Annotated in this window: 9 protein-coding genes and 1 pseudogene; 8 read left to right on the plus strand and 2 right to left on the minus strand. The window is 70.4% G+C overall.

Annotated elements, in window-relative coordinates; genetic code table 11:
• Window positions 1-41 precede the first annotated feature (41 nt).
• From RS883_RS17105 to RS883_RS00835, 8 genes and pseudogenes are all read left to right on the plus strand, one after another.
• Window positions 42-320: pseudogene (locus tag RS883_RS17105) on the plus strand (BapA/Bap/LapF family prefix-like domain-containing protein); the annotation flags it as partial.
• A 190-nt stretch (window positions 321-510) separates the two neighbouring features.
• Window positions 511-1,017 carry a hypothetical protein gene (locus tag RS883_RS00805; RefSeq protein WP_315761724.1) on the plus strand — a complete coding sequence of 169 codons (507 nt, stop codon included), beginning with the start codon at window positions 511-513 and terminating at the stop codon, window positions 1,015-1,017.
• Window positions 993-9,272, plus strand: a complete 8,280-nt coding sequence (locus RS883_RS00810) for a BapA/Bap/LapF family large adhesin (protein WP_315761726.1) — start codon at window positions 993-995, stop codon at window positions 9,270-9,272. Before RS883_RS00805 ends, RS883_RS00810 begins: the two co-directional genes overlap by 25 nt.
• A gap of 278 nt (window positions 9,273-9,550) precedes the next feature.
• A complete protein-coding gene (locus RS883_RS00815; RefSeq protein ID WP_315761728.1) occupies window positions 9,551-10,729 on the plus strand; it encodes a TolC family protein in 1,179 nt (392 codons plus the stop codon).
• Window positions 10,726-12,909, plus strand: a complete 2,184-nt coding sequence (locus RS883_RS00820) for a type I secretion system permease/ATPase (protein ID WP_315761730.1) — start codon at window positions 10,726-10,728, stop codon at window positions 12,907-12,909. Before RS883_RS00815 ends, RS883_RS00820 begins: the two co-directional genes overlap by 4 nt.
• Window positions 12,906-14,093, plus strand: a complete 1,188-nt coding sequence (locus tag RS883_RS00825) for an HlyD family type I secretion periplasmic adaptor subunit (protein WP_315761731.1) — start codon at window positions 12,906-12,908, stop codon at window positions 14,091-14,093. Before RS883_RS00820 ends, RS883_RS00825 begins: the two co-directional genes overlap by 4 nt.
• Window positions 14,090-15,769: a hypothetical protein gene (locus RS883_RS00830; RefSeq protein WP_315761733.1), complete on the plus strand. Its 1,680-nt coding sequence runs from the start codon at window positions 14,090-14,092 to the stop codon at window positions 15,767-15,769. The genes RS883_RS00825 and RS883_RS00830 overlap by 4 nt, the downstream gene beginning before the upstream one ends.
• Window positions 15,760-16,239 (plus strand): winged helix DNA-binding protein, encoded by a 480-nt coding sequence (locus RS883_RS00835; RefSeq protein WP_315761735.1) that lies wholly within the window; start codon window positions 15,760-15,762, stop codon window positions 16,237-16,239. Before RS883_RS00830 ends, RS883_RS00835 begins: the two co-directional genes overlap by 10 nt.
• On the opposite strand, the gene RS883_RS00840 is transcribed toward RS883_RS00835, so the two are convergent.
• Together RS883_RS00840 and RS883_RS00845 are read right to left on the minus strand one after the other, a co-directional pair.
• Window positions 16,240-17,745, minus strand: a complete 1,506-nt coding sequence (locus RS883_RS00840) for a tannase/feruloyl esterase family alpha/beta hydrolase (protein ID WP_315761737.1) — start codon at window positions 17,743-17,745, stop codon at window positions 16,240-16,242.
• The gene (locus RS883_RS00845; protein WP_315761739.1) at window positions 17,745-20,396 is read right to left on the minus strand and encodes a TonB-dependent receptor domain-containing protein; all 2,652 of its coding nucleotides are present in this window, start codon (window positions 20,394-20,396) and stop codon (window positions 17,745-17,747) included. Before RS883_RS00845 ends, RS883_RS00840 begins: the two co-directional genes overlap by 1 nt.
• Between the last annotated feature and the right edge of the window lie 67 nt (window positions 20,397-20,463).

Consider the following 20,463-nt stretch of genomic DNA (forward strand, 5'->3'; position numbering starts at 1 on the left):
GACGCGAACGCCCCCGCCCCGGCCGCAAAGAGGGGTTCGTCATGCTGGCCAAGATCATCGACAAGGCGACGGGTAAGGAAATCGACGTTTCGGGTGACATCATCGACCTCGACGCCCCCAGCGTCGTTCGGCTCACGCTGGAGCGCGGCGACGTCGCCGCGATGGAGCGCAGCGGCAACGACCTCTTGATCCGACTGACCAACGGCCAGCAGATGCGAATCGCCGACTTCTACGATGATCGCAGCAACGTTCCCAGCGACCTGGTCCTGGTCGGCAATGACGGCACGATGTGGCTGGCAGCGGCGCCCGCGGGCGGCACGCCTCGCTGGTCGCTGCTCAATGAGATCGACGACCTGCTGACGCCGGCGGCGCAGGCCGGCGGCGGCAGCAGCGCGGCGCTGATCCCCGCCCTGCTCGGCGGCGCGGCCGTGATCGGCGGCGGCGCGGCAGCCGCATCGGGCGGCAGCGGCGGCCGCGACGACTTCGAAGGCGACGCCGACGCGGATAGCGATGCGGACGCGGATGCTGATGCCGATGCTGACGCAGACGCTGACGCGGATGCTGACGCGGACGCCGACGCTGACGCTGACGCTGACGCTGACGCTGACGCTGACGCTGACGCTGACGCCGACGCCGACGCCGATGCTGACGCGGACGCGGACGCGGATGCCGACGCGGACGCTGATGCCGACGCCGATGCCGACGCTGACGCTGACGCCGATGCCGATGCAGATGCAGATGCGGATGCAGACGCCGACGCTGACGCCGACGCCGATGCGGATGCAGACGCGGATGCGGATGCGGATGCCGATGCTGACGCTGATGCTGACGCCGATGCAGATGCGGATGCAGACGCTGACGCCGACGCCGATGCTGATGCCGACGCCGATGCCGATGCTGACGCCGATGCCGATGCTGACGCTGACGCCGATGCGGATGCCGACGCAGATTCCGACGTCGATACCGAAGCGCCTCGACCGCCGACCGCGGTGGTGGCCGCTGACGGTCGGAGCGTGACCGGCACCGGCGAGCCCGGCGCGACGCTCACGATCCGTGACGCGGCCGGCGCGGTGATCGGCACCGGCATCGTCGCTGCCGACGGCAGCTATTCGGTCGCGATCGACCCGGCGCAGGTGAATGGCGAGATCGTCTTCGCGACGCAGACCGATGCCGCCGGCAACGCTTCGGAGCCGACCCCGGCGACCGCGCCCGACCTGACCGCGCCCGACGCGCCCGTCGCGATCCTGTCGCCCGACGGCACGGTCGTCACTGGCACGGGTGAGCCCAACACGACCGTCCAGATCCGCGGCCCCGGCGGCGTGCTGATCGGCACCGGCATCGTCGGCGCCGACGGCAACTACACCGTCACGCTCACTCCCGCGCAGACCAATGGCGAGGCGATCTCGGTCACGCTGACCGACGCGGCCGGCAACGTGTCCGATCCCACGCCGCTGACCGCGCCCGATACAACCGCGCCCGATGCGCCCGACGTAGCGATCGCGCCCGACGGCACCGCGCTGACCGGCACGGGCGAGCCCGGCGCGACGATCATCGTCCGCGATGCCACGGGCAACGAGATCGCGAGCGGCGTCGTCGGCGCCGACGGCACCGTCAACATCCCGCTGGCGCCGCCGCTGGCCGATGGCGAGGTGGTGACCGCGGTCCAGACCGATCCCGCCGGCAACGTCTCCGATCCCGTTCGGCTCGTCGCGCCCGACATCACCGCCCCGCCCGCGCCGGAGGCGACGGTCGCCCCCGACGGCGCCTCGATCAGCGGCACCGGCGTGCCCGGCGCGATCATCACGATCACCGATGCGGACGGCAACCTGATTGGCCGCGTCCGCGTCGGCGCCGACGGCACCTTCCTGGCGCCGCTGGTCCCCGCGCAGGTGAATGGCGAGGCGCTGAGCGTCGTCCAGAGCGACGCCGCCGGCAACGCCTCACCGCCGCTGGCGCTGACGGCGCCCGATCTCACCGCCCCCGAGGCGCCGACCGCGACGATCGACGATGACGGCACCACGCTGACCGGCACCGGCGAACCCGGCGCCACGATCGAGGTTCGCGCCGCCGACGGCACGATCGTCGGCACCGGCACCGTGGGTGCGGACGGCAGCTTCACGCTGACGCTGACCCCCGCGCAGGCCGATGGCGGCGCGCTGTCGGTGACTCAGGCCGACGCGGCGGGCAATGTCTCGCCGCCCGCGACCGTCGTCACGCCGGACCTCACCGCGCCCGAAGCGCCGGTCGCCGCGATCGACGCCACCGGCACGATCGTCAGCGGCACCGGCGAGCCCGGCGCGACGATCACCGTCCGCGGACCCGATGGCGCCGTGCTCGGCACCGCCATCGTCAACGCCGCCGGCGCCTATAGCGTGACGCTCACCACGCCCCAGCTCGACAGCCAGGAACTGTCGGTGGTGCAGAGCGATGCCGCGGGCAACGAATCGGGCGCGACCTCGGTCGTCGCGCCCGACCTGACCGCGCCCGACGCGCCGGTCGCGACGGTGTCGGCCGACGGCGCGCTGGTGACCGGCACGGGCGAGGCGGGGACGACCGTCCGCATCCTCGATCCGGTCGGCCAGCTGATCGGCACCGGTACGGTGAATCCGGACGGCAGCTTCAGCATCGCGATCGCGCCTGCGCAGGTGAATGGCGAGACGCTGTCGGTGCGGCTGACCGACGCGGCGGGCAACGTCTCCGCCCCGGCGACGCCGACCGCGCCGGACCTCGTCCCCAACGACTCGCCCGACGCGCCGACCGCCACGGTCAGCGCCGATGGCACGGCGGTGAGCGGCACGGGTGAGCCCAATGCCGCGGTTATCGTCCGCGATCCCGATGGCGTGACGATCGGCACCGGCACCGTCCAGGCGGACGGCAGCTACACCATCGTCCTCGACGTGCCTCAGCTCGACGGCGAAACGCTGAGCGTCGTTCAGGTCCGCCCGGGCGGTGCGGCGTCGCCGCCGGCCTTTGCCGATGCGCCCGACCTGACCGCGCCCGAGGCGCCGACTGCGGAGCTCGTTCCCTCCGGCGAGGTCGTCACCGGCACCGGTGAGCCCGGTGCGACGATCACCGTGCGCGCCGCCGACGGCACCGTGCTCGGCACCGCGACGGTCAATGCCGCGGGCAATTATGCCGCGACGCTGAGCAGCGCGCAGCAGAATGGCGAGACGCTGACCGTCATCCAGACCGATGGCGCGGGCAACGCTTCCCCGCCAATCCCGCTGGTGGCGCCCGACGTGACCGCGCCCGCGGTCCCGACGCTGGCGATCGCCGACGACGGCGCGACCGCGACCGGCACCGGCGAGCCCGGCGCGACCATCACCATCCGCGATCCCGCGGGCGTGGCGATCGGCACCGCCATCGTCGCGGCGGACGGCAGCTACTCGGCGCCGCTCTCCCCCGCACAGACCAATGGCGAGCAGTTGACCGCGACGCAGGCGGATGCGGCCGGCAACGTCTCGCCGGAGGTAAGCGCCCCCGCGCCCGACCTCACCGCGCCCGACGCCCCCACCGCCGCGGTTTCGCCGGAGGGGACGCTGGTGGCCGGCACGGGCGAGCCCGGCGCCACCATCACCATCCGCGACGCGGTCGGCAACGTCGTCGCGACCGGCACCGTCGGCACCGATGGCCGCTTCGCCATCCCGCTCGATCCGCCGATCGTCACCGGCGAGGCGCTGAGTGTCGTCCAGGCGGATGCCGCGGGCAACGCCTCGCCGCCCGCCACCGCCGCGACGCCCGACCTGACGCCGCCCGAGGCGCCCGAAGCGACGATCGCGCCCGATGGCGCCAGCGTCAGCGGCACGGGTGAGCCCGGTGCGACCGTCACGATCGTCGACGACAATGGCGTGCCGCTCGGCAGCGCGATCGTCGCCGCGGACGGCAGCTTCACCGTCCCGCTCGACCCGGCGCTGGCGGATGGCGAGACGCTGATCGTTCGCCAGCAGGATGCGGCGGGTAACCTGTCCCCCGCCACCAGCCTGACCGCGGCGGACACCACCGCCCCCGGCGCGCCGACCGCGACGATCGCCGAGGATGGCAGCGTCGTCACCGGCACCGGCGAGCCCGGCGCGACGGTGCGCATCGTCGACGCCGCCGGTACGCTGGTCGGCACGGCGGTCGTCGGCGCCGATGGCAGCTATCAGGCGACGCTCGACCCCGCGCAGCGCAATGGCGAGCAGCTGAGCGCGACGCAGACCGATACCGCCGGCAACACCTCGGCCAGCATCGGCCTGCTTGCGCCCGACCTCACCGCGCCCGGCGCGCCGGTCGCCGAGGTGTCGGATGACGGCACCGCGCTGACCGGCACGGGCGAGCCCGGCGCGCTGGTTCGCGTGACCGATGCCCTGGGTAACCTCATCGCCACGGGCATTGTCGGCGCCGACGGCAGCTTCAGCATCCCGCTGACGCCGGCCCAGGCCAATGGCGAGACGCTGACCGTGGTTCAGGTCGATGCCGGCGGCAACGCCTCGCCCTCGACCAGCGTGACCGCGCCCGACATCACCGCCCCCGCCGCCCCCACTGCCGACGTCAGCGATGATGGCACGGTGGCGACCGGCCGCGGCGAACCCGGCGCGACCGTCACCGTCACCGACGCCGCCGGGAACGTCATCGCGACCGCACCCGTCGCGGCGGATGGCAGCTACAGCGTCCCGCTCGCGCCGCCGCTGCTCAATGGCGAGATCGTCACCGTCGTCCAGACCGACGTCGCGGGCAACGACTCGCCCGCCACCTCGGTCACCGCGCCCGACGAGACCGCGCCCGAGGCGCCCGTTGCGACGATCACCGACGACGGCACCGCGCTGACCGGCACTGGCGAGCCCGGCGCCACCGTCACCGTCACCGATCCGGCGGGCAACACCGTCGCGACCGGCACGGTGGGCGCCGACGGCAGCTTCACGCTGCCGCTCCAGCCGCCGCTGGCGAATGGCGAGACGGTGACCGTGGTACAGACCGATGCGGGCGGCAACGCCTCACCCACGACCAGCGTCACCGCGCCCGACATCACCGCCCCGGCCGCGCCCAGCGCCGAGGTCGCCGACGACGGCACCGCGGTCACCGGCACCGGCGAGCCCGGCGCGACGGTCACCGTGCGCGACGCGGAAGGCAACGTCATCGCCACCGCCCCGGTCGCGACCGACGGCAGCTACAGCGTCCCGCTCGTCCCGCCGCTGCTCAACGGCGAGACCGTCACCGTCGTCCAGACCGATCCGGCCGGCAACGACTCGCCCGGCGTCGATGCGACCGCGCCCGACGAGACCGCGCCGGCGGCACCCGCCGCCGAGATCTCGGAGGATGGCGGCACCATCACCGGCACCGGCGAACCCGGCGCGACCGTGACGGTCCGGGCGGGCGATACCGTGCTCGGCACCGCGACCGTCGCGGCCGACGGCAGCTACAGCGTGCCCCTGACCCCGCCGCAGATCGACGGCCAGGACCTGACCGTGACCCAGGCGGATGCCGCGGGCAACGTGTCGCCCGGAACGCCGGTCGAGGCGCCCGACTATAACGGGCCGCCCGCACCGACCGCGGAGGTGTCCGACGACGGCGCGCTGGTGACGGGTACCGGCACCGCCGGGTCGACGATCACCGTCATCGACGTCGACGGCACCGTGCTCGGCACGGGCCCCGTCGCCGCGGATGGCAGCTTCTCGATCCAGCTGACGCCGCCGCAGATCGAGGGCGACCTGCTCACCGTCCGCCAGGCCGACAGCGCCGGCAACCAGTCGCCGCCGGTCAGCGTCCTCTCCCCCGACCTGACCGCGCCGGAGGCGCCGACGGCGACCGTGTCCGATGATGGCCTGACCGTCACCGGCACGGGTGAAGCAGGCGCGACGATCGAGGTGCGCGCGCCCGACGGCTCGTCGCTGGGCACGACCACTGTCCTCGCCGACGGCAGCTACAGCGTCACGCTGACGACGCCTCAGCTCGCCAGCCAGGTGCTGACGGTCGATCAGACCGACCCGGCGGGCAACACCTCGCCTTCGGTCAACGCGACCGCGCCGGACCTGACGGCGCCGGAAGCGCCGACGGCGACCGTGTCCGACGACGGCCTGACCGTCACCGGCACCGGCGAGGCGGGCGCGACGATCGAGGTGCGGGCAGCGGACGGCTCGCCGCTCGGGACGACCACTGTGCTGGCGGACGGCAGCTACAGCGTCACGCTGACGACGCCGCAGCTCGACAGCCAGGTACTGACGGTCGACCAGACCGATCCGGCGGGCAACACCTCGCCGTCGGTCAACGCGACCGCACCGGACCTCACCGCACCCGAAGCACCCATCGCCACCGTGTCGCCCGACGGCCTGACCGTCACCGGCACCGGCGAGGCGGGCGCGACGATCGAGGTGCGCGCGCCGGACGGCTCGTCGCTCGGCATGGCGACCGTGCTCGCCAACGGCACCTACACCGTCACGCTGACGACGCCGCAGCTCGCCAGCCAGGTGCTGACGGTCGACCAGACCGATCCGGCGGGCAATACCTCGCCTTCGGTCACGACGACCGCGCCGGACCTGACGGCACCGGAGGCACCGACCGCTACCGTGTCGCCCGATGGTCTAACCGTAACCGGCACCGGCGAAGCAGGCGCGACGATCGAGGTGCGCGCGCCGGACGGCTCGCCGCTCGGCACGACCACTGTGCTGGCGGACGGCAGCTACAGCGTCACGCTGACGACGCCGCAGCTCGCCAGCCAGGTGCTCACGGTCGATCAGACCGATACCGCAGGCAACACCTCGCCCTCGGTCAACACGACCGCTCCGGACCTGACTGCGCCCGAAGCGCCCACCGCCACCGTGTCGCCGGACGGCCTGACCGTCACCGGCACCGGCGAGGCTGGCGCGACGATTGAGGTGCGCGCGCCGGACGGCTCGCCGCTCGGCACGACCACCGTGCTGGCCGACGGTAGCTACAGCGTCACGCTGACGACGCCGCAGCTCGCCAGCCAGGTGCTGACGGTCGATCAGACCGACCCGGCGGGCAACACCTCGCCTTCGGTCACGACGACGGCACCCGACCTGACGGCGCCGGAGGCACCGACCGCTACCGTGTCGCCTGACGGCCTGACTGTCACCGGCACGGGTGAGGCCGGCGCCACCATCGAGGTACGCGACCCGGCCGGCACGGTCGTCGCCACCACCGTGGTGCTCGGCGACGGCAGCTACAGCGCGGCGCTCAATCCGCCCCAGGACAATGGCGGGGTGCTGAGCGTCACGCAGGAAGATGCCGCGGGCAATGTCTCGCCGGAGGTCGACGTCCCTGCTCCCGACATCACCGCGCCTGCCGCCCCCACCGACCTTGCGGTCGAGGCGGACGGCACGACGCTGACCGGGCGCGGTGAGGCGGGCGCCTCGGTGGAGGTCACCGATGCCAGCGGCGACGTGATCGGCATCGGCACGGTCAATCCCGACGGCAGCTTCTCGGTCGAGCTCGTCCCGCCGCAGACCGGCGGCGACAACCTCAACGTCGTCCTGATCGACGGGGCGGGCAACGACTCGCTGCCCGGCATCGTGTCCGCGCCGATCGACATCGATGCGTTCGACAATGTCAATAGCGTCCAGCTCGACGTGTCGCCGACCAGCACGCCGGTGGAGCTTGGCGCCGCCAACTATACGGTGCTGCTGTCGCTCGGCCTGATTGACCTGTCGGCGCAGGTGCTGGCGGTCCCGACCGTCAACTTCAGCGTCGCCACGGGCCACACGCTCGATGCCAGCTTCACCTATGACGCGGTGGCGAGCATCGGCGTGGCGAGCAACTACCGCGTCGTCGTTCAGCGGCTCGAGGGCGGCCAGTGGGTCTCGCTCGAAGGCACACCCGGCGGATCGCTGCTCGAACTCGGCGTGCTGGCGGGCGACCTCAACGCCACCGCCGACCTCGGGCCGGGCCAGTATCGCGCCTTCGTCGCCTTCCAGGGTGTCGCCGGCCTCGGCCTGCTCGGCGCCCTGGAGGTGTCGGGGATCGACAACGACTTCACCCGGCCGATCGTCGACCCTGAGACGGCGACGGGCAATGTCGTCACCGATCCCGGCCCGGGCGGCGAAGTCGACATCGTCGGCGCCGCCACCGTGGTCGAGAGCGTCACGGTGGGCGGCGTCACCACCGCCGTCGCGGCGGGCGGGACCAGCGTTCGCGGCACCTATGGCACGCTGACGATCAATCCCGACGGCAGCTACAGCTATGTGCCGGATGCGAGTGCCGCCGGCATCGGCCGGAGCGACAGCTTCACCTACACGCTGCTCGACCCGACCGACAACGAGCGCGAAAGCGCGAACCTGACGATCAACATCGGCAGCGACGATGTCGCGGCGCCGGTGGCGACCAACGATCAGGCGAGCGTCACCGCATCGTACGACTATCTCGTCACCACGCCCACGGCGGTCGCGGGCGTCTTCTTCGACACGCCGGGCACGCTCGCCCTGCCGGTCACGCGGTCGCAAACCGGCACCTTTACCGTGGCGGCGAACGACCAGTCCGACGTGACGATCAGCGCGATCCGCGGCGGCAACGTCGCCCTGCTGCCCAGCTACACCATCACCGTCCGCGATGCGGCCGGCGTGGAAGTGGGCCGCGTGACGGGACTGGCGGTCGTCGGTCCGCTGAGTACGGGCCTGTCGCTGACGGTTCCGGACCTGGATCCCGGTACCTACAGCTACACGATCAGCAGCACCAATATCGCTGGCACGGGCTATACGACGACGTCGCAAATCAGCCAGACGATCACCAATCTCGACCAGTTCGACTTCGACAGCGCGACGACGGCGACGGGCAACATCCTCGCCAACGATGTCGATGGCGGCGCTTTCGCATCGCTTCGGATCGAGAGCGGGACGGGCTTCACCCCCGTGGGCAATGCGACAGTGAAGGTCGATGGCGACTATGGCCGGCTCTTCATCGATGCCGATGGCGATTACCGCTACGTCGTCGATGCGGACCTCGCTTACGCCCCCGGGCCGCGGGTGGACAGCTTCACCTATGAGATCGTCCAGCCCGGCGGGCAGACGGCGACGGCGACGCTGGACATCACCATCGCCTCGGCGACCCCCGCGACCGCACCCGCACTGACCGCGGAGTTCGGGATCTTGGAGGAGCAAGGTGAGCTGGAGACGGTCCTTGCCCGCTACCTCGACGAGCAGGGGACGCAGGAAGGTCAAGGCCTCCATCCGGATGCGCCTGCGCCAGAACCGGCCGCGATTGTCCACGATCCTGTCGACCCATTTGCTTACATAGATCAGCAAACGTACGAAGAGGATCGCCACCATCTTGGTCCGGTTTGACAAGTTGGCCCGATTTGGTGGGACTTCCCAAGGAGATAGCGCCGCATCTTAGTACTACGTTAAGCTCCCGATGCTTTCCTCCGTCTCAGACGAAAGAAAGTATTAGGGGAGTCGTGCGGATGCGGCGCGATGCTCGTGTAACTTTGGTCGCTCTAACCTGCCTGCTCGTATCCCCGGGATACGGGCAGGCGCTGTCTGATCGAGCCCCCGGCGCACCAGCGGGCGCGGTCCTCACCCTGGATCAGGCGGTCCGCGCCGCGGTCGCCTGGCACCCCCAGGTGACCGAGGCGTCGGGCTCGCTCAGCGCCCGCCGCGAGGAAATCGCGGTCGCCCGCGCGGGCTATCTGCCGCGCGTCAACGCCGGGGTCGACAGCGGCTATGACAGCCGCATCGCCGACAGCTGGCGCCCGCGCCCGACCGCGTCGGTCGACCAGATGCTCTATGATTTCGGCAAGGTGGCGAGCGCCGTCGCCGCCGCCCGCGCCGACACCCGGGAGGGTGAAGCGCAGCTGCTGCTCGCGATCGACGACCTCGTCCGCCAGACCGCCTTCGCCGCGATCGAGCTCCAGCGCGCCGCGGCACTCCGCACCGTCGCGCAAGCCCAGCTGGCGCGGATCGGCGAGATCAGCCGGCTGGTCGGCGACCGCAGCGACGTCGGCGCCGCGACCCGATCCGACGCGCTTCAGGCCCGTGCCCGTGTCGAGAGCGCCCGCGCCACGCTGTCGCAGATCGAGGCGTCGACGCAGCGTTGGTCGGCGGCGCTCGCCTTCCTCGTCGGGCGCGACACGCCCGTCCCGGGCGTCACCGACGACGCGCCCGCCTTCCTCGACACCGCCTGCATCGACGCGAGCGTCCGCCCCGAGCCGGTGCCTGCGATCATGGCCGCGGAGGCACGCCGCGACGAAGCGGAGGCCAATCTTCGCCGCAGCAAGGCGGACCAGTATCCGACCATCGCGTTCGGCGGCAACGCGTCGACCGACCTTGCCTCCTTCACCTCGGACCGCAGCATCTACAGCTTCGGGCTGCGCGCCTCGAGCGAGGTGTTCGGCGGCGGCGCGCGGCGCGCCCGCGCTCGCGGCGCGCAGCTGGCGCTCGGCGCGGCGGAGGCGTCGATCGCCGCGACCCGGCTGGAGACGCGGCAGGCGCTGGCGGAAGCCGGCACGCAGGTGCCGCTCCTCACCGACCTGCTCCAAACGCTGGAGCGACGGCGCACCGACATGGCGGAGACGGGCAAGCTCTACGAGCTCCAGTACCTCCAGATGGGCACGCGCACGCTCGTCGATCTTCTCAACGCCGAACAGGAGCTGCACCAGGTGGGGTTCGAGATCGTCAACACGCGCCACGATCTGCGCCGGCTCGAGATCGACTGCCTCTACAATAGCGGCCGGTTGCGCACCGCCTTCCAGCTCGATGAGCGACAGATCACCGGACGGCAGTTTGCGGGGAGGATGCAATGAGCGCGCTTCAGGCGATCCCGCTGCCGACGACCGCGCCGCTCGAAGACTGGCTCGGCATGCTGCGCAGCATTTCGCGGCATTACCGGCTGCCGCTGTCCGAACAGAGCGTACGGCTGGCCGGCGCCTGGCGCAGCGACGGCGACGAGCGGATGATGGTCGCCGCGATCGCCCGGGCGAGTGGACTGGGTGCCCGCTTCCTCGAAGGCAGGGCAGCCCGCGTCACCCGCTGGCGCCTGCCGATGATCGCCCGGCTGAAGGGCGGCGAGCTGCTGCTCGTCACTGCGATCGATGGCGAGGGACAGGCGGTCTATTCAGGCGCCGGCGACAACGGCCTTACCTCGCAGATGCCGCTGGCCGAGCTGGTCGCCGAAACCGCCTTCTTCGTCGTCGCGCGGCCCGCGCGGTCGGCGCCCGATCCGCGCATCGACGCCTATATCCGCCCCTATGAGGAGCATTGGCTCCGCCGCATCCTGATGCGCGATGCGGGTGCGTACGGGCACGTGATGATCGCGTCGCTGGTGTCGAACTGCCTGGCGCTCGCGACCGTGCTGTTCTCGATGCAGGTCTATGACCGCGTGGTGCCCGCCAATTCGGCAGCGACGCTCTATATCCTGTTCGCCGGCGTGCTCGCGGCGATCCTGTTCGACTTCGCGCTTCAGCGGCTGCGGTCGATTATCATCGACGTGCTCGGCAAGCGTGCGGACCTTCGCATCTCCGACCGGGTGTTCGGTCACGCGCTGCGCGTCCGGACGCAGTCGCGGCCGCGATCGACGGGTACCTTCATCTCCCAGCTTCGCGACCTCGACCAGGTGCGCGACCTGCTCACCTCCACGACCGTCGCGGCGATCGCGGACCTGCCTTTCTTCCTCCTGTTCCTCGTCATTCTCTGGTCGATCGGGGGCCCGCTCGCACTGGTGCCGATCGGCGCCGTCGTGCTGCTGCTCGTTCCCGGCCTGCTCGCACAGCGGCGGATGCGCGCCTATGCGACCGAGGCAATGCGCGAAAGCTCGCTGCGCAACGCGCTCCTGGTCGAGGCGGTGCAGGGCATCGAGGACATCAAGTCGCTCCAGGCGGAGGACCGGCTCCAGCATCAGTGGAACCACTACAACGCCGTCTCGGGCGAGGCGCAACTGAAGCTGCGCAGCCTGACCAACACGCTCACCTCCTGGACGCGGACGGTGCAGAACGGCGTCTATGCGACGGTCATCGTCGTCGGCGCGCCGATGGTGATCGCCGGCGACTTGACGACGGGCGCGCTCGTCGCGGTGTCGATCCTCGGCTCGCGAATGATGGCGCCGATGGCCAACGTCACTTCGCTGCTCAGCCGCTATCAACAGGCGCGCGTCGCGGCCAAGGGCCTGGACGAGCTGATGGCGCTGCCCGTCGACCAGCCCGAGCATGAGCATCGCATTCCCCTGCCCTCGGCTGCCGGCAGCTTCTCGATCCGCTCGGCGCTGTTCGCCTATGGCAACGATCCCGATGCCAAGCCCGTGCTGTCGGTCGACCGGCTCGACATCGCCGCGGGAGAGAAGGTCGCGATCCTGGGCCGCAACGGCGCGGGCAAGTCGACGCTGCTCCAGGGGCTGTCCGGCCTGCTCCGCCCCATCGCGGGCGAGCTGCTGCTCGACGACCTGGCGATGCATCACATCGACCCGGCCGACGTGCGCCGCGACGTCGGCCTGCTGACGCAGGACAGCCGGCTGTTCCACGGCACGCTGCGCGAAAACCTGATGCTCGGCGCGCCGCAGGCGAGTGTGGAGGCGATCTGGACGTCGCTGACGATGGTCGGTGCCGCGCCGTTCGTGCGCCAGCTCAATGACGGGCTGGAGCATCTGGTGCTGGAGGGCGGCCGCGGGCTGTCCGGCGGACAGATCCAGTCGCTGCTGCTCGCACGGCTGATCCTGCGCGATCCGGTCGCGTTGCTGCTCGACGAGCCCACCGCGGCGATGGACGAGACGGTCGAGCGCCAGTTCATCCAGCGCTTCAAGACCTGGGCAAGCGGACGCACCGTCATCCTCGCCACCCACCGGATGCGCGTGCTCGACATCGTCGATCGGGTGATCGTCGTCGATAGCGGCCGCATCCTCCTCGACCAGCCCAAGGAAGCTGCCCTCAGGACGATGCAGGCGACGCGAGCGCAGGCGACGCGGGCGCAGACGACGCGGGAGAAGGCGGCATGAGCGCGGCGGCGGTCCTGGACGACGACCTGCTCGACGATGGCGAGCGCCGGCGGCTGGCGGTCTCGACCCGGCTTACCTGGACGCTGATCGCGCTGTTCGCGGTCGCGCTGGGCTGGGCATGGCTCGCCGAACTGGACGAGGTGTCGACCGGCCAGGGCAAGGTCGTGCCGACCAGCCAGGAACAGGTGATCCAGTCGCTCGAGGGCGGCATTGTCACCGAGATGAAGGTCAAGCAGGACGACCTGGTCCAGCCCGGCCAGATCCTCGCGCGGCTCGACCCGACCCAGGCGGGATCGACGGTCGAGGAGAGCGAGGCCAAGTACCAGTCCGCGCTCGCCGCCCAGACACGGCTGTCGGCCGAGGTCAACGGCACCGCGCTCTCCTTCCCCAAGGAGCTCGCCGGCTTTCCCGCGATCACCGCCAGCGAGACGCGGCTCTACAATGCGCGCCGCTCGGGCCTTGCCCAGTCGGAGGCGCTGATCGACAAGTCGCTCGCGCTCATCAACCGCCAGGTCGGCATCGGCGAGCAATTGAGCGCCGTCGGCGCGGCGAGCACGGTCGAGGTCATCAAGCTGAAGCGCGAACAGGCCGAGCTTCAGCTCAAAAAGGCGGACCTGCGCTCGCAATATCTGGTCGAGGCGCGGCAGGAACTGGCGCGCGTCAGCCAGGACGTCAACGCACTCGCCCCCATCATTCGCGGCCGGTCGGACACGCTCCAGCGCCTCGTGCTGCGCTCGCCGGTGCGCGGCGTGGTCAAGAGCCTCGCGGTCTCGACGATCGGCGGCGTGGTGCCGCCCAATGGCGAGGTGATGCGGATCGTCCCGCGTGACGACCGCCTCCTCACCGAAGCGCGCATCTCGCCGCGCGACATCGCTTTCATCCACCCGGGCCAGCGCGCCAGCGTCAAGATCACCGCTTACGATTACTCGATCTATGGCGGGCTGGAGGGACAGGTCGTCAGCATCTCGCCAGACACGATCCGCGACGAGGTCAATCCCGACATCTTCTATTACCGCGTCTATGTCCGCACATCTTCCGACCGTCTGGTCAACGATGCGGGCAAGGCGTTCCCGATCACCCCCGGCATGGTCGCCACTGTCGATATCCACACGGGGAGCAAGTCCGTGCTCCAGTATCTCCTGAAGCCGCTCAATCGCGTCAACGAAGCATTGCGCGAACGATGACCGCCGCGCTCGACCTCCGCCTGCTCGCGCTGGCCCCCGCCGCCCTGTCGGCACCCCTCGTCCAGGTGGAGGGACGCGACCGCTGCATCCTGTTTCTCTCGGCCAGTGACGGCGACGCGCGTGCGGTCACCGTCTGCGGCGTCGGCGGCGACCCCGGATCGGCCTGGAATGCCGCGACCGAGAAACTGCGCAGCCGCACCACCGCTCTCCGCTGGCTCCGCCTCGACTGGGTGCGCGTGGTCGAGGCGAGCGACTGGCGCACGCTCGGCGACCGGCTGGGGCGGACCAAGCGCAACTATTTCCGGCTGGGCATCGCGATCGATGCCGGGTTCGAGCACGCGTTCCTCGAAACCGAACTCAACGCCAACGCCATGCTCTATGGCGGCCCGGCGCATGGCTGCGCGCTGCTGAACGAGGCCAATTTCGCGCGCTATGCCCGGCTGCGCGACCAGGTGGCCGCCGTCGATTTTGCCGGGGACGCGCCGATCTGGCTGTTCGCGACCGACGCGCTGTTCCTCGACGAGGCGGGCGGGCTGCATCCGATCACGGGACGCGGGCGCGTTTCGGGCATCCGCGACGTGCCCGATGCCGCCGATCCGGCGCTGCTCACCCAGCTGATCGACGGCGGGGCGCGCTATCTCGCTACGCAGGTCGGGGACGACGGGCGGTTCAGCTATGGCTGGCACGCCTGTTTCGACCGGCCGATCGAGTCCTATAACAGCCTGCGCCACGCCAGCACCGTCTATGCAATGCTGGAGGCGTGGGAAGTGACGCGCGATCCGCTGGTGCTCGCCGCGATCGACCGCGCGCTCGTCCACCTGGTCGGCGACCTGATCGTCCGCACCGGCGACGCCGCCTTCGTCGCGGAAGCGAATGGCGAGCTCAAGCTTGGCGGCAATGCGGTCGCCCTGCTCGCGCTCGTCAAGCATGCCGAGCTGATGGGGACGGAAGCCAACCGGCCGCTGATGGAGCGGCTGGCGAACGGCATCGTCGCGATGCAGGACGCGCATACCGGACGCTTCGTCCATGTGCTCGACCATCCCTCGCTCGCGGTGAAGGACCCGTTCCGCATCATCTATTATGATGGGGAGGCGGCGTTCGCGCTGACGCGGATGTACGAGCTGACCGGCGACATCAGCCTCCTGCGCGCGGTCGAGCGGGCGTTCGATCATTTCATCGATGCCGGACACGCCAAGGCGCACGACCATTGGCTCGCCTATGCGGTCGAGGCGCTGAGCCGCTACAGCGCGCATCCGCGCTACTTCAAGTTCGGTGTCGACAATGTCCGCGGCTATCTCGACTTCGTCGAGCGGCGCATCACCACCTTCCCCACCCTCCTCGAACTGATGATGGCCACCCGCTCGCTCATTGAGCGGATGCGGCGCGATCCGGGGGCGGCGCCGATGCTGGCGTCGCTCGACCTCGACCATTTCGACCGGGCGATGCACGCAAGGGCGCGGCATCTGCTCACTGGGCGTTTCTGGCCGGAGCTTGCGATGTTCTATGCCAATCCCGACCGTATCGTCGGCAGCTTCTTCATCCGCCACCACGGCTTTCGTGTGCGGATCGACGATGTCGAGCATTACCTCTCGGCACTGATCGCCTATCGCCGGCACCTGATCGAGGGGGCGGCGGCGCGGACCGAGCCGCTGCGGAGGGTCGCATCATGCGCCTGACCGATCAGCGCCAGCAGCGGATCGAGGTCGCCGCGCCCGGCCCGCGATCCTTCGCGCGGCAGCTCTCGCTCCTCGACTGCGCGCGCATGACCCGCACCGCGCGGGCGCGGCACAGCGACACCTTTCCCAAGGGCGTCTTCCGCGACCGGGCGTGGGACATCATGATCGAGCTGTTCATCGCCGATGGCGAACGCCGCTCGCTTTGCATGAAGGATGCGATGATCATCGCCGAGGACAGCCCGGCGGGGTCGGTCCGCCGCGTCGACTCGCTGGAGGAAGCCGGACTGGTCGAGCGCACGGTCGATCCCGACGATCACCGCCGCGTGCTGATCCGTCTGAGCGATCGCGGCACCCATGCGATGACCGCGTTCCTGCGCGACCTCTATATGCTGGACTCGCCGGTGCCGACGCCGCCTAGCCACGCGGCGCCGACGGGGTTCAAGCCGGCGTCGCAGGGCAGCCTGGACTGATCAAGACCCGACCAGCGATCGTCGCTGCATCGCGCCGCCGAGCAGGCGATCGTCGACACATCGATAGGACGTCGCGGCCTCGGTTGGCCCCTTGCCATCATAGAGGGCACGCTGCGGAAACGGGCACAGCAGGCGGGTGAAGTTCGGCCGATTGTCCGCCAGCTTGGTCGCCACGAGTTGCCGCGGCGGCTCGCCCTGCTCGACCCAGCGGATCAGCGCCCAGAGCGCGTCGCGGCTCGGGTCGCCGGGCGCGGTCGCGTGGCCCGATCCGCCGAGATTGTCGGCGCCCGGCCCGCCGCGGCAATGATACATGCCCGGCACCATGAACAGCCGCACCGACTCGTCCAGCCTGGGATTGCCGCGCGCCAGCGCCGCGTAATAGTCGATCGTCGGACCCGCATTGGTCGACGGGTCGGCCCAGCCCTGCCAGATGATCGCCTTGCCGCCGCGCGCCGTGAACGGCTGGATCGCGACACGATCGGCGCGCAGTTCGGGCATCGCGCGATTGGCGGCGGCGAGGTCGGCGGTGCGGCGGAAGCTGTTCTCGTCCCAATTCGCATCGTCATGGACGCCGTCCGCCCACATCGCGCGCAGCAGCGGCGACGGCGGCCCCGGCCGCGTGCGCACACCCGGCAACAGCCCGCCGTCCATCGCCCGCCCCCGCTCGTCGCGCATCGGCGCGGTGATGCGATCGAGCATCGCGAGCTTGGGCGCGGTCAGGCAGCCATCGGCGTGCCCGGGCTTGCACAAGAGCGTTGCGGTCCTGAAGCGGCACGCCATCGGGTTCTCGACGATGCCGTCACGCACGCCGTCGTTCGCATCGCAGGCGGCGGTCGCCTTCGCCTCGTAGAGCGCCCAGTCGGCGTCCGAGAGCGCCGCGCCCGACTGCCATTTCTGCTGCAGCGAGAACCACATCATCCGCACCGACTGGAGCGGCATGTATGGCCCCGGCGCGCCGGCGAGCACGCCGTCATAATCGCCGGGGTAGGACTGCATTTCCTTCAGCGCCTGGCGCCCGCCGCCCGAACAGCCGGTGAAATAGCTGCGGTTCGGCGCTCTGCCATAGAAGCGCGCGACCAGCGCCTTGGCCGCCTCGGCCGTCAGGTGGACGGCGCGGTGCTCGTAATCGGTGCGCGCCTTGGGATCGGCCATCCAGCGCGCCTGGCCCGCCTTGTGGCCGCTGTCGGTGGTGACCGCGGCGAAGCCTTCATTGGCGCGCAGGCTGAGGTCGGCATAGTTGAACACGCCCGCATCGCCGCCGACGCCGGCGCCCAGCAATCGCCCGTTCCAGTCGGTCGGGAGCCACAGTTCGAAGCCGATATTGCCCTCGATCGTTCCCTCGACCCGGCAGAGCGGCACGTTGAGACGGCTGGGCTTGTAGGGGCTGGTCGTTGCCGGCTGCCAGCCGGGCGCCACCTCGCTCGCCGCGGTCACCTGCACCTGTCCGGCGTGCGCGCCGACCAACGACGCGCATCCGGCCAGCACCGCGGCGAGCATCGCCGGCATCAGAACTTCGCGCCGAGCGTGAAGGAGATGAGGCGCCCGAACGGCGATGCCGATTGCGGGTCCCAGCCATTGGTCGTGTCGACGAACGGCGGATCCTCGTTGAAGAGGTTGCGCGCATCGACCGACAGCGAGATCGCGCGCGTCAGGTCATAGCTCAACGACAGGTCGAACGTGTCGTAGTTGCCCACCACCTGGTTCGGCACGACGCTGTCGTTGAGATAGCTGTTGAGGTGGTTCCAGGTCAGTCGCGTCCGCACGCCGCCCACCCGCGCGCCCAGGTCCGCCTGGCTGCGGAAGCGCTGCGTGAAGCCGAAGGTGTTGAGCACGTCGCGAAGCCCCGCGCCCGGCACCGCTTCGAAAAGATAGTCGAGCAGATAGGTGCCCTGGAAACCGGCATCCAGCTTCACCGGCCCCCATTCCCAGTCATAGCCGAGCGTGAAGTCCAGCCCGCGCATCAGCGAGGTGCCGAGATTCTGGCGGCGGCCATCGGCGATGAAGGTCACTTCCGACTGGTTGATCGGCGCGTTGATCGGCAAGCCCGAATTGACGAGCCCCGCGATCTCCGCCGCGCTCGGGTTGAAGCGCACGAACTGGCTGTAGATCGGGTTGGTGAGCAGGCCGGGCGTGCCGCGCAGCGCTTGGATCTGGTCGGTATAGTCGATGCGGAAATAGCTGAGCGACGCCTGCAGGCCGGGGATCGCCCGCGGCGTCGCGTCGACCGTGAACGACCAGGTCTTGGCCTGTTCGGGCTGGAGCTGCGGATTGCCGCCCGCGATGCCGATGCCGATCTGGTTGCCCGCGGGCCCCGGCAGCGTGTCGAAATAGAGGCCCGCGCCGCCGCCGACCGTCGACGTCTCGGTATAGGTCGGCGCGCGGAACGACGTGCCGTAGGTGCCCTTGAGGCTGACACCGTCGAACGGCGCATAGGTCAGGCCGAACTTCGGATTGGTCGTGCTGCCGAAATCGCTGTAATTCTCGTGCCGGACCGCCAGCGACAGCGACAGCCGCTCCAGCCCCGGCCGCGCATTGGCCGAGCCGACGAACGGCACGAACAATTCGCCGAACAGCGCATCGACGTTGCGGCTCCCATCGCCCACGGTCGGCACCGGCGTCGCCGCCTGGCCGGTCAAGAGGCTGGTATAGGTGTATTCAACGCGGTGCTCGCCGCCCACCGCCAGCCGGACCGCGCCGCCCGCCATCTGGAACAGCGATCCGTCGACCTGGCCGTTGACGACCTCCAGCCGGGTGCGGCCGGTGATAACGAACAGATTGTCGGTGATCCGCGCGATCGTGTCGGGATTGTTCGGCCCGCCGAACAGGTTGAGCGCAGTCGCCGGGTTGGTGTCGCGAAGCGCTGCGTTGAGCGCGGCGGTGTTGACGCCCGAGCGACGACGATCGGCGACCTCGCTCGATCGGCCGTGCGCATAATAGACGGTGGCGCGGAAGTCACCGAACAGCTGCGCCTCGACCCCGCCGGTCACGTTCCACGATTCGGCGAAGTACGGGTTCTCCTGAAGCCCGATCGTCGGCACCAGCGAATAGGCGACGTTGACCGACGTCGCCCCCGCAACCGGCGAGACGAAGAACGGGTTGGTGTTGGGGACGGTCGCGTTGATCGTGGGGTTGACGGTCAGCACGCCCTCACGCCGCGACCAGAAGCCGTCGCCGAAGATGCGAATGCCGTCGGTGAGGTTCTGGCTGAACGCGCCGACCACGCTCCAGCGATCCTGCTCGGCGATGACGGGGTCGAGCCCGCCATAGAAGCAGCGGTTCGACGTGCCGCGCACCAGCGATCCGACATTGGCCTGCGTCACCCCGCCCTGCGGGATCGCATAGCTGCCGCCGCCGACGGTGATCGTCCCCGGATCGCAATTGGTGACGCGAAGGTCACGGCCACGGCGATAGCGGTTGTCCTGTTGGTACCAGTCGAGCTCCGAGCCATAGAGCGCGCCGTTCTGCGAATATTCGCCCGCGACCATCGCCCAGCCGCTGCCCCAGCGATGCCCGGCGATCAGCGACGCCTGCTTCTCGTCATAGCCGTCCTCGGTAAAGCCATAGCGGACGCGGCCTTCGATGCCGGAAAAGTTCTTGCGCAGGATGAAGTTGACGACACCCGCGACCGCATCCGAGCCATAGATTGCCGACGCGCCGTCGGCGACCACCTCGACCCGGCCGAGCGCGATCGAGGGAATGACCGAGGGGTCGGTGAACTGGCCCTGCGTTCCCTGCGGCGGCAGGCGCTTGCCGTCGTAAAGGAGCAAGGTCGCGTTGGTCGACAGGCCGCGCAGGTTGATGCCCGCGCCGCGCGTCGCGTTGGCGGCGCCGTTCTGCGCCGACCCGCCCGCGCGATTGGCGCCCAGCGACACGACCTGCGGCACGCGGCGGAGCAGGTCGTTGGTCGAGATCACGGGCTCTTCGAGGATCTTCTCCGAATCGAGCGCGATGACGTTGGAGCCGACCGGCTCGATCCCGCGGATGCGGCTGCCGGTGACGACGATGTCCTCGACCGCGGCGTCGCCGGCGGGCGCGGGCGCCGCGTCGGGCGCGGGCGGCGGCGTCTCCTGCGCGGCGGCGGGCATGGCGACGGCGAGCGCGAGGCCGGCGGTGCCGGCGCGCAGGGCGAGCGCAAGGATGCGGGTGCGGTCGGTCATAAACAATCCCCTCCATGGGCCGGCCGGTCCGCACGTTCCTGCGGTTCGGGCCGGGAAAACGGTTTGG

The organism is Sphingomonas sp. Y38-1Y, from assembly GCF_032391395.1.
Taxonomy (GTDB): Bacteria; Pseudomonadota; Alphaproteobacteria; order Sphingomonadales; family Sphingomonadaceae; genus Sphingomonas.

Bases quoted from the DNA above. Each gene is read 5' to 3' on its own strand.
- RS883_RS00805 (WP_315761724.1), top strand. From the start codon at position 511: ATGCGGACGCGGATGCTGATGCCGATGCTGACGCAGACGCTGACGCGG.
- RS883_RS00820 (WP_315761730.1), top strand. From the start codon at position 10,726: ATGAGCGCGCTTCAGGCGATCCCGCTGCCGACGACCGCGCCGCTCGAA.
- RS883_RS00825 (WP_315761731.1), top strand. From the start codon at position 12,906: ATGAGCGCGGCGGCGGTCCTGGACGACGACCTGCTCGACGATGGCGAG.
- RS883_RS00830 (WP_315761733.1), top strand. From the start codon at position 14,090: ATGACCGCCGCGCTCGACCTCCGCCTGCTCGCGCTGGCCCCCGCCGCC.
- RS883_RS00835 (WP_315761735.1), top strand. From the start codon at position 15,760: ATGCGCCTGACCGATCAGCGCCAGCAGCGGATCGAGGTCGCCGCGCCC.
- RS883_RS00840 (WP_315761737.1), bottom strand. From the start codon at position 17,745: ATGCCGGCGATGCTCGCCGCGGTGCTGGCCGGATGCGCGTCGTTGGTC.
- RS883_RS00845 (WP_315761739.1), bottom strand. From the start codon at position 20,396: ATGACCGACCGCACCCGCATCCTTGCGCTCGCCCTGCGCGCCGGCACC.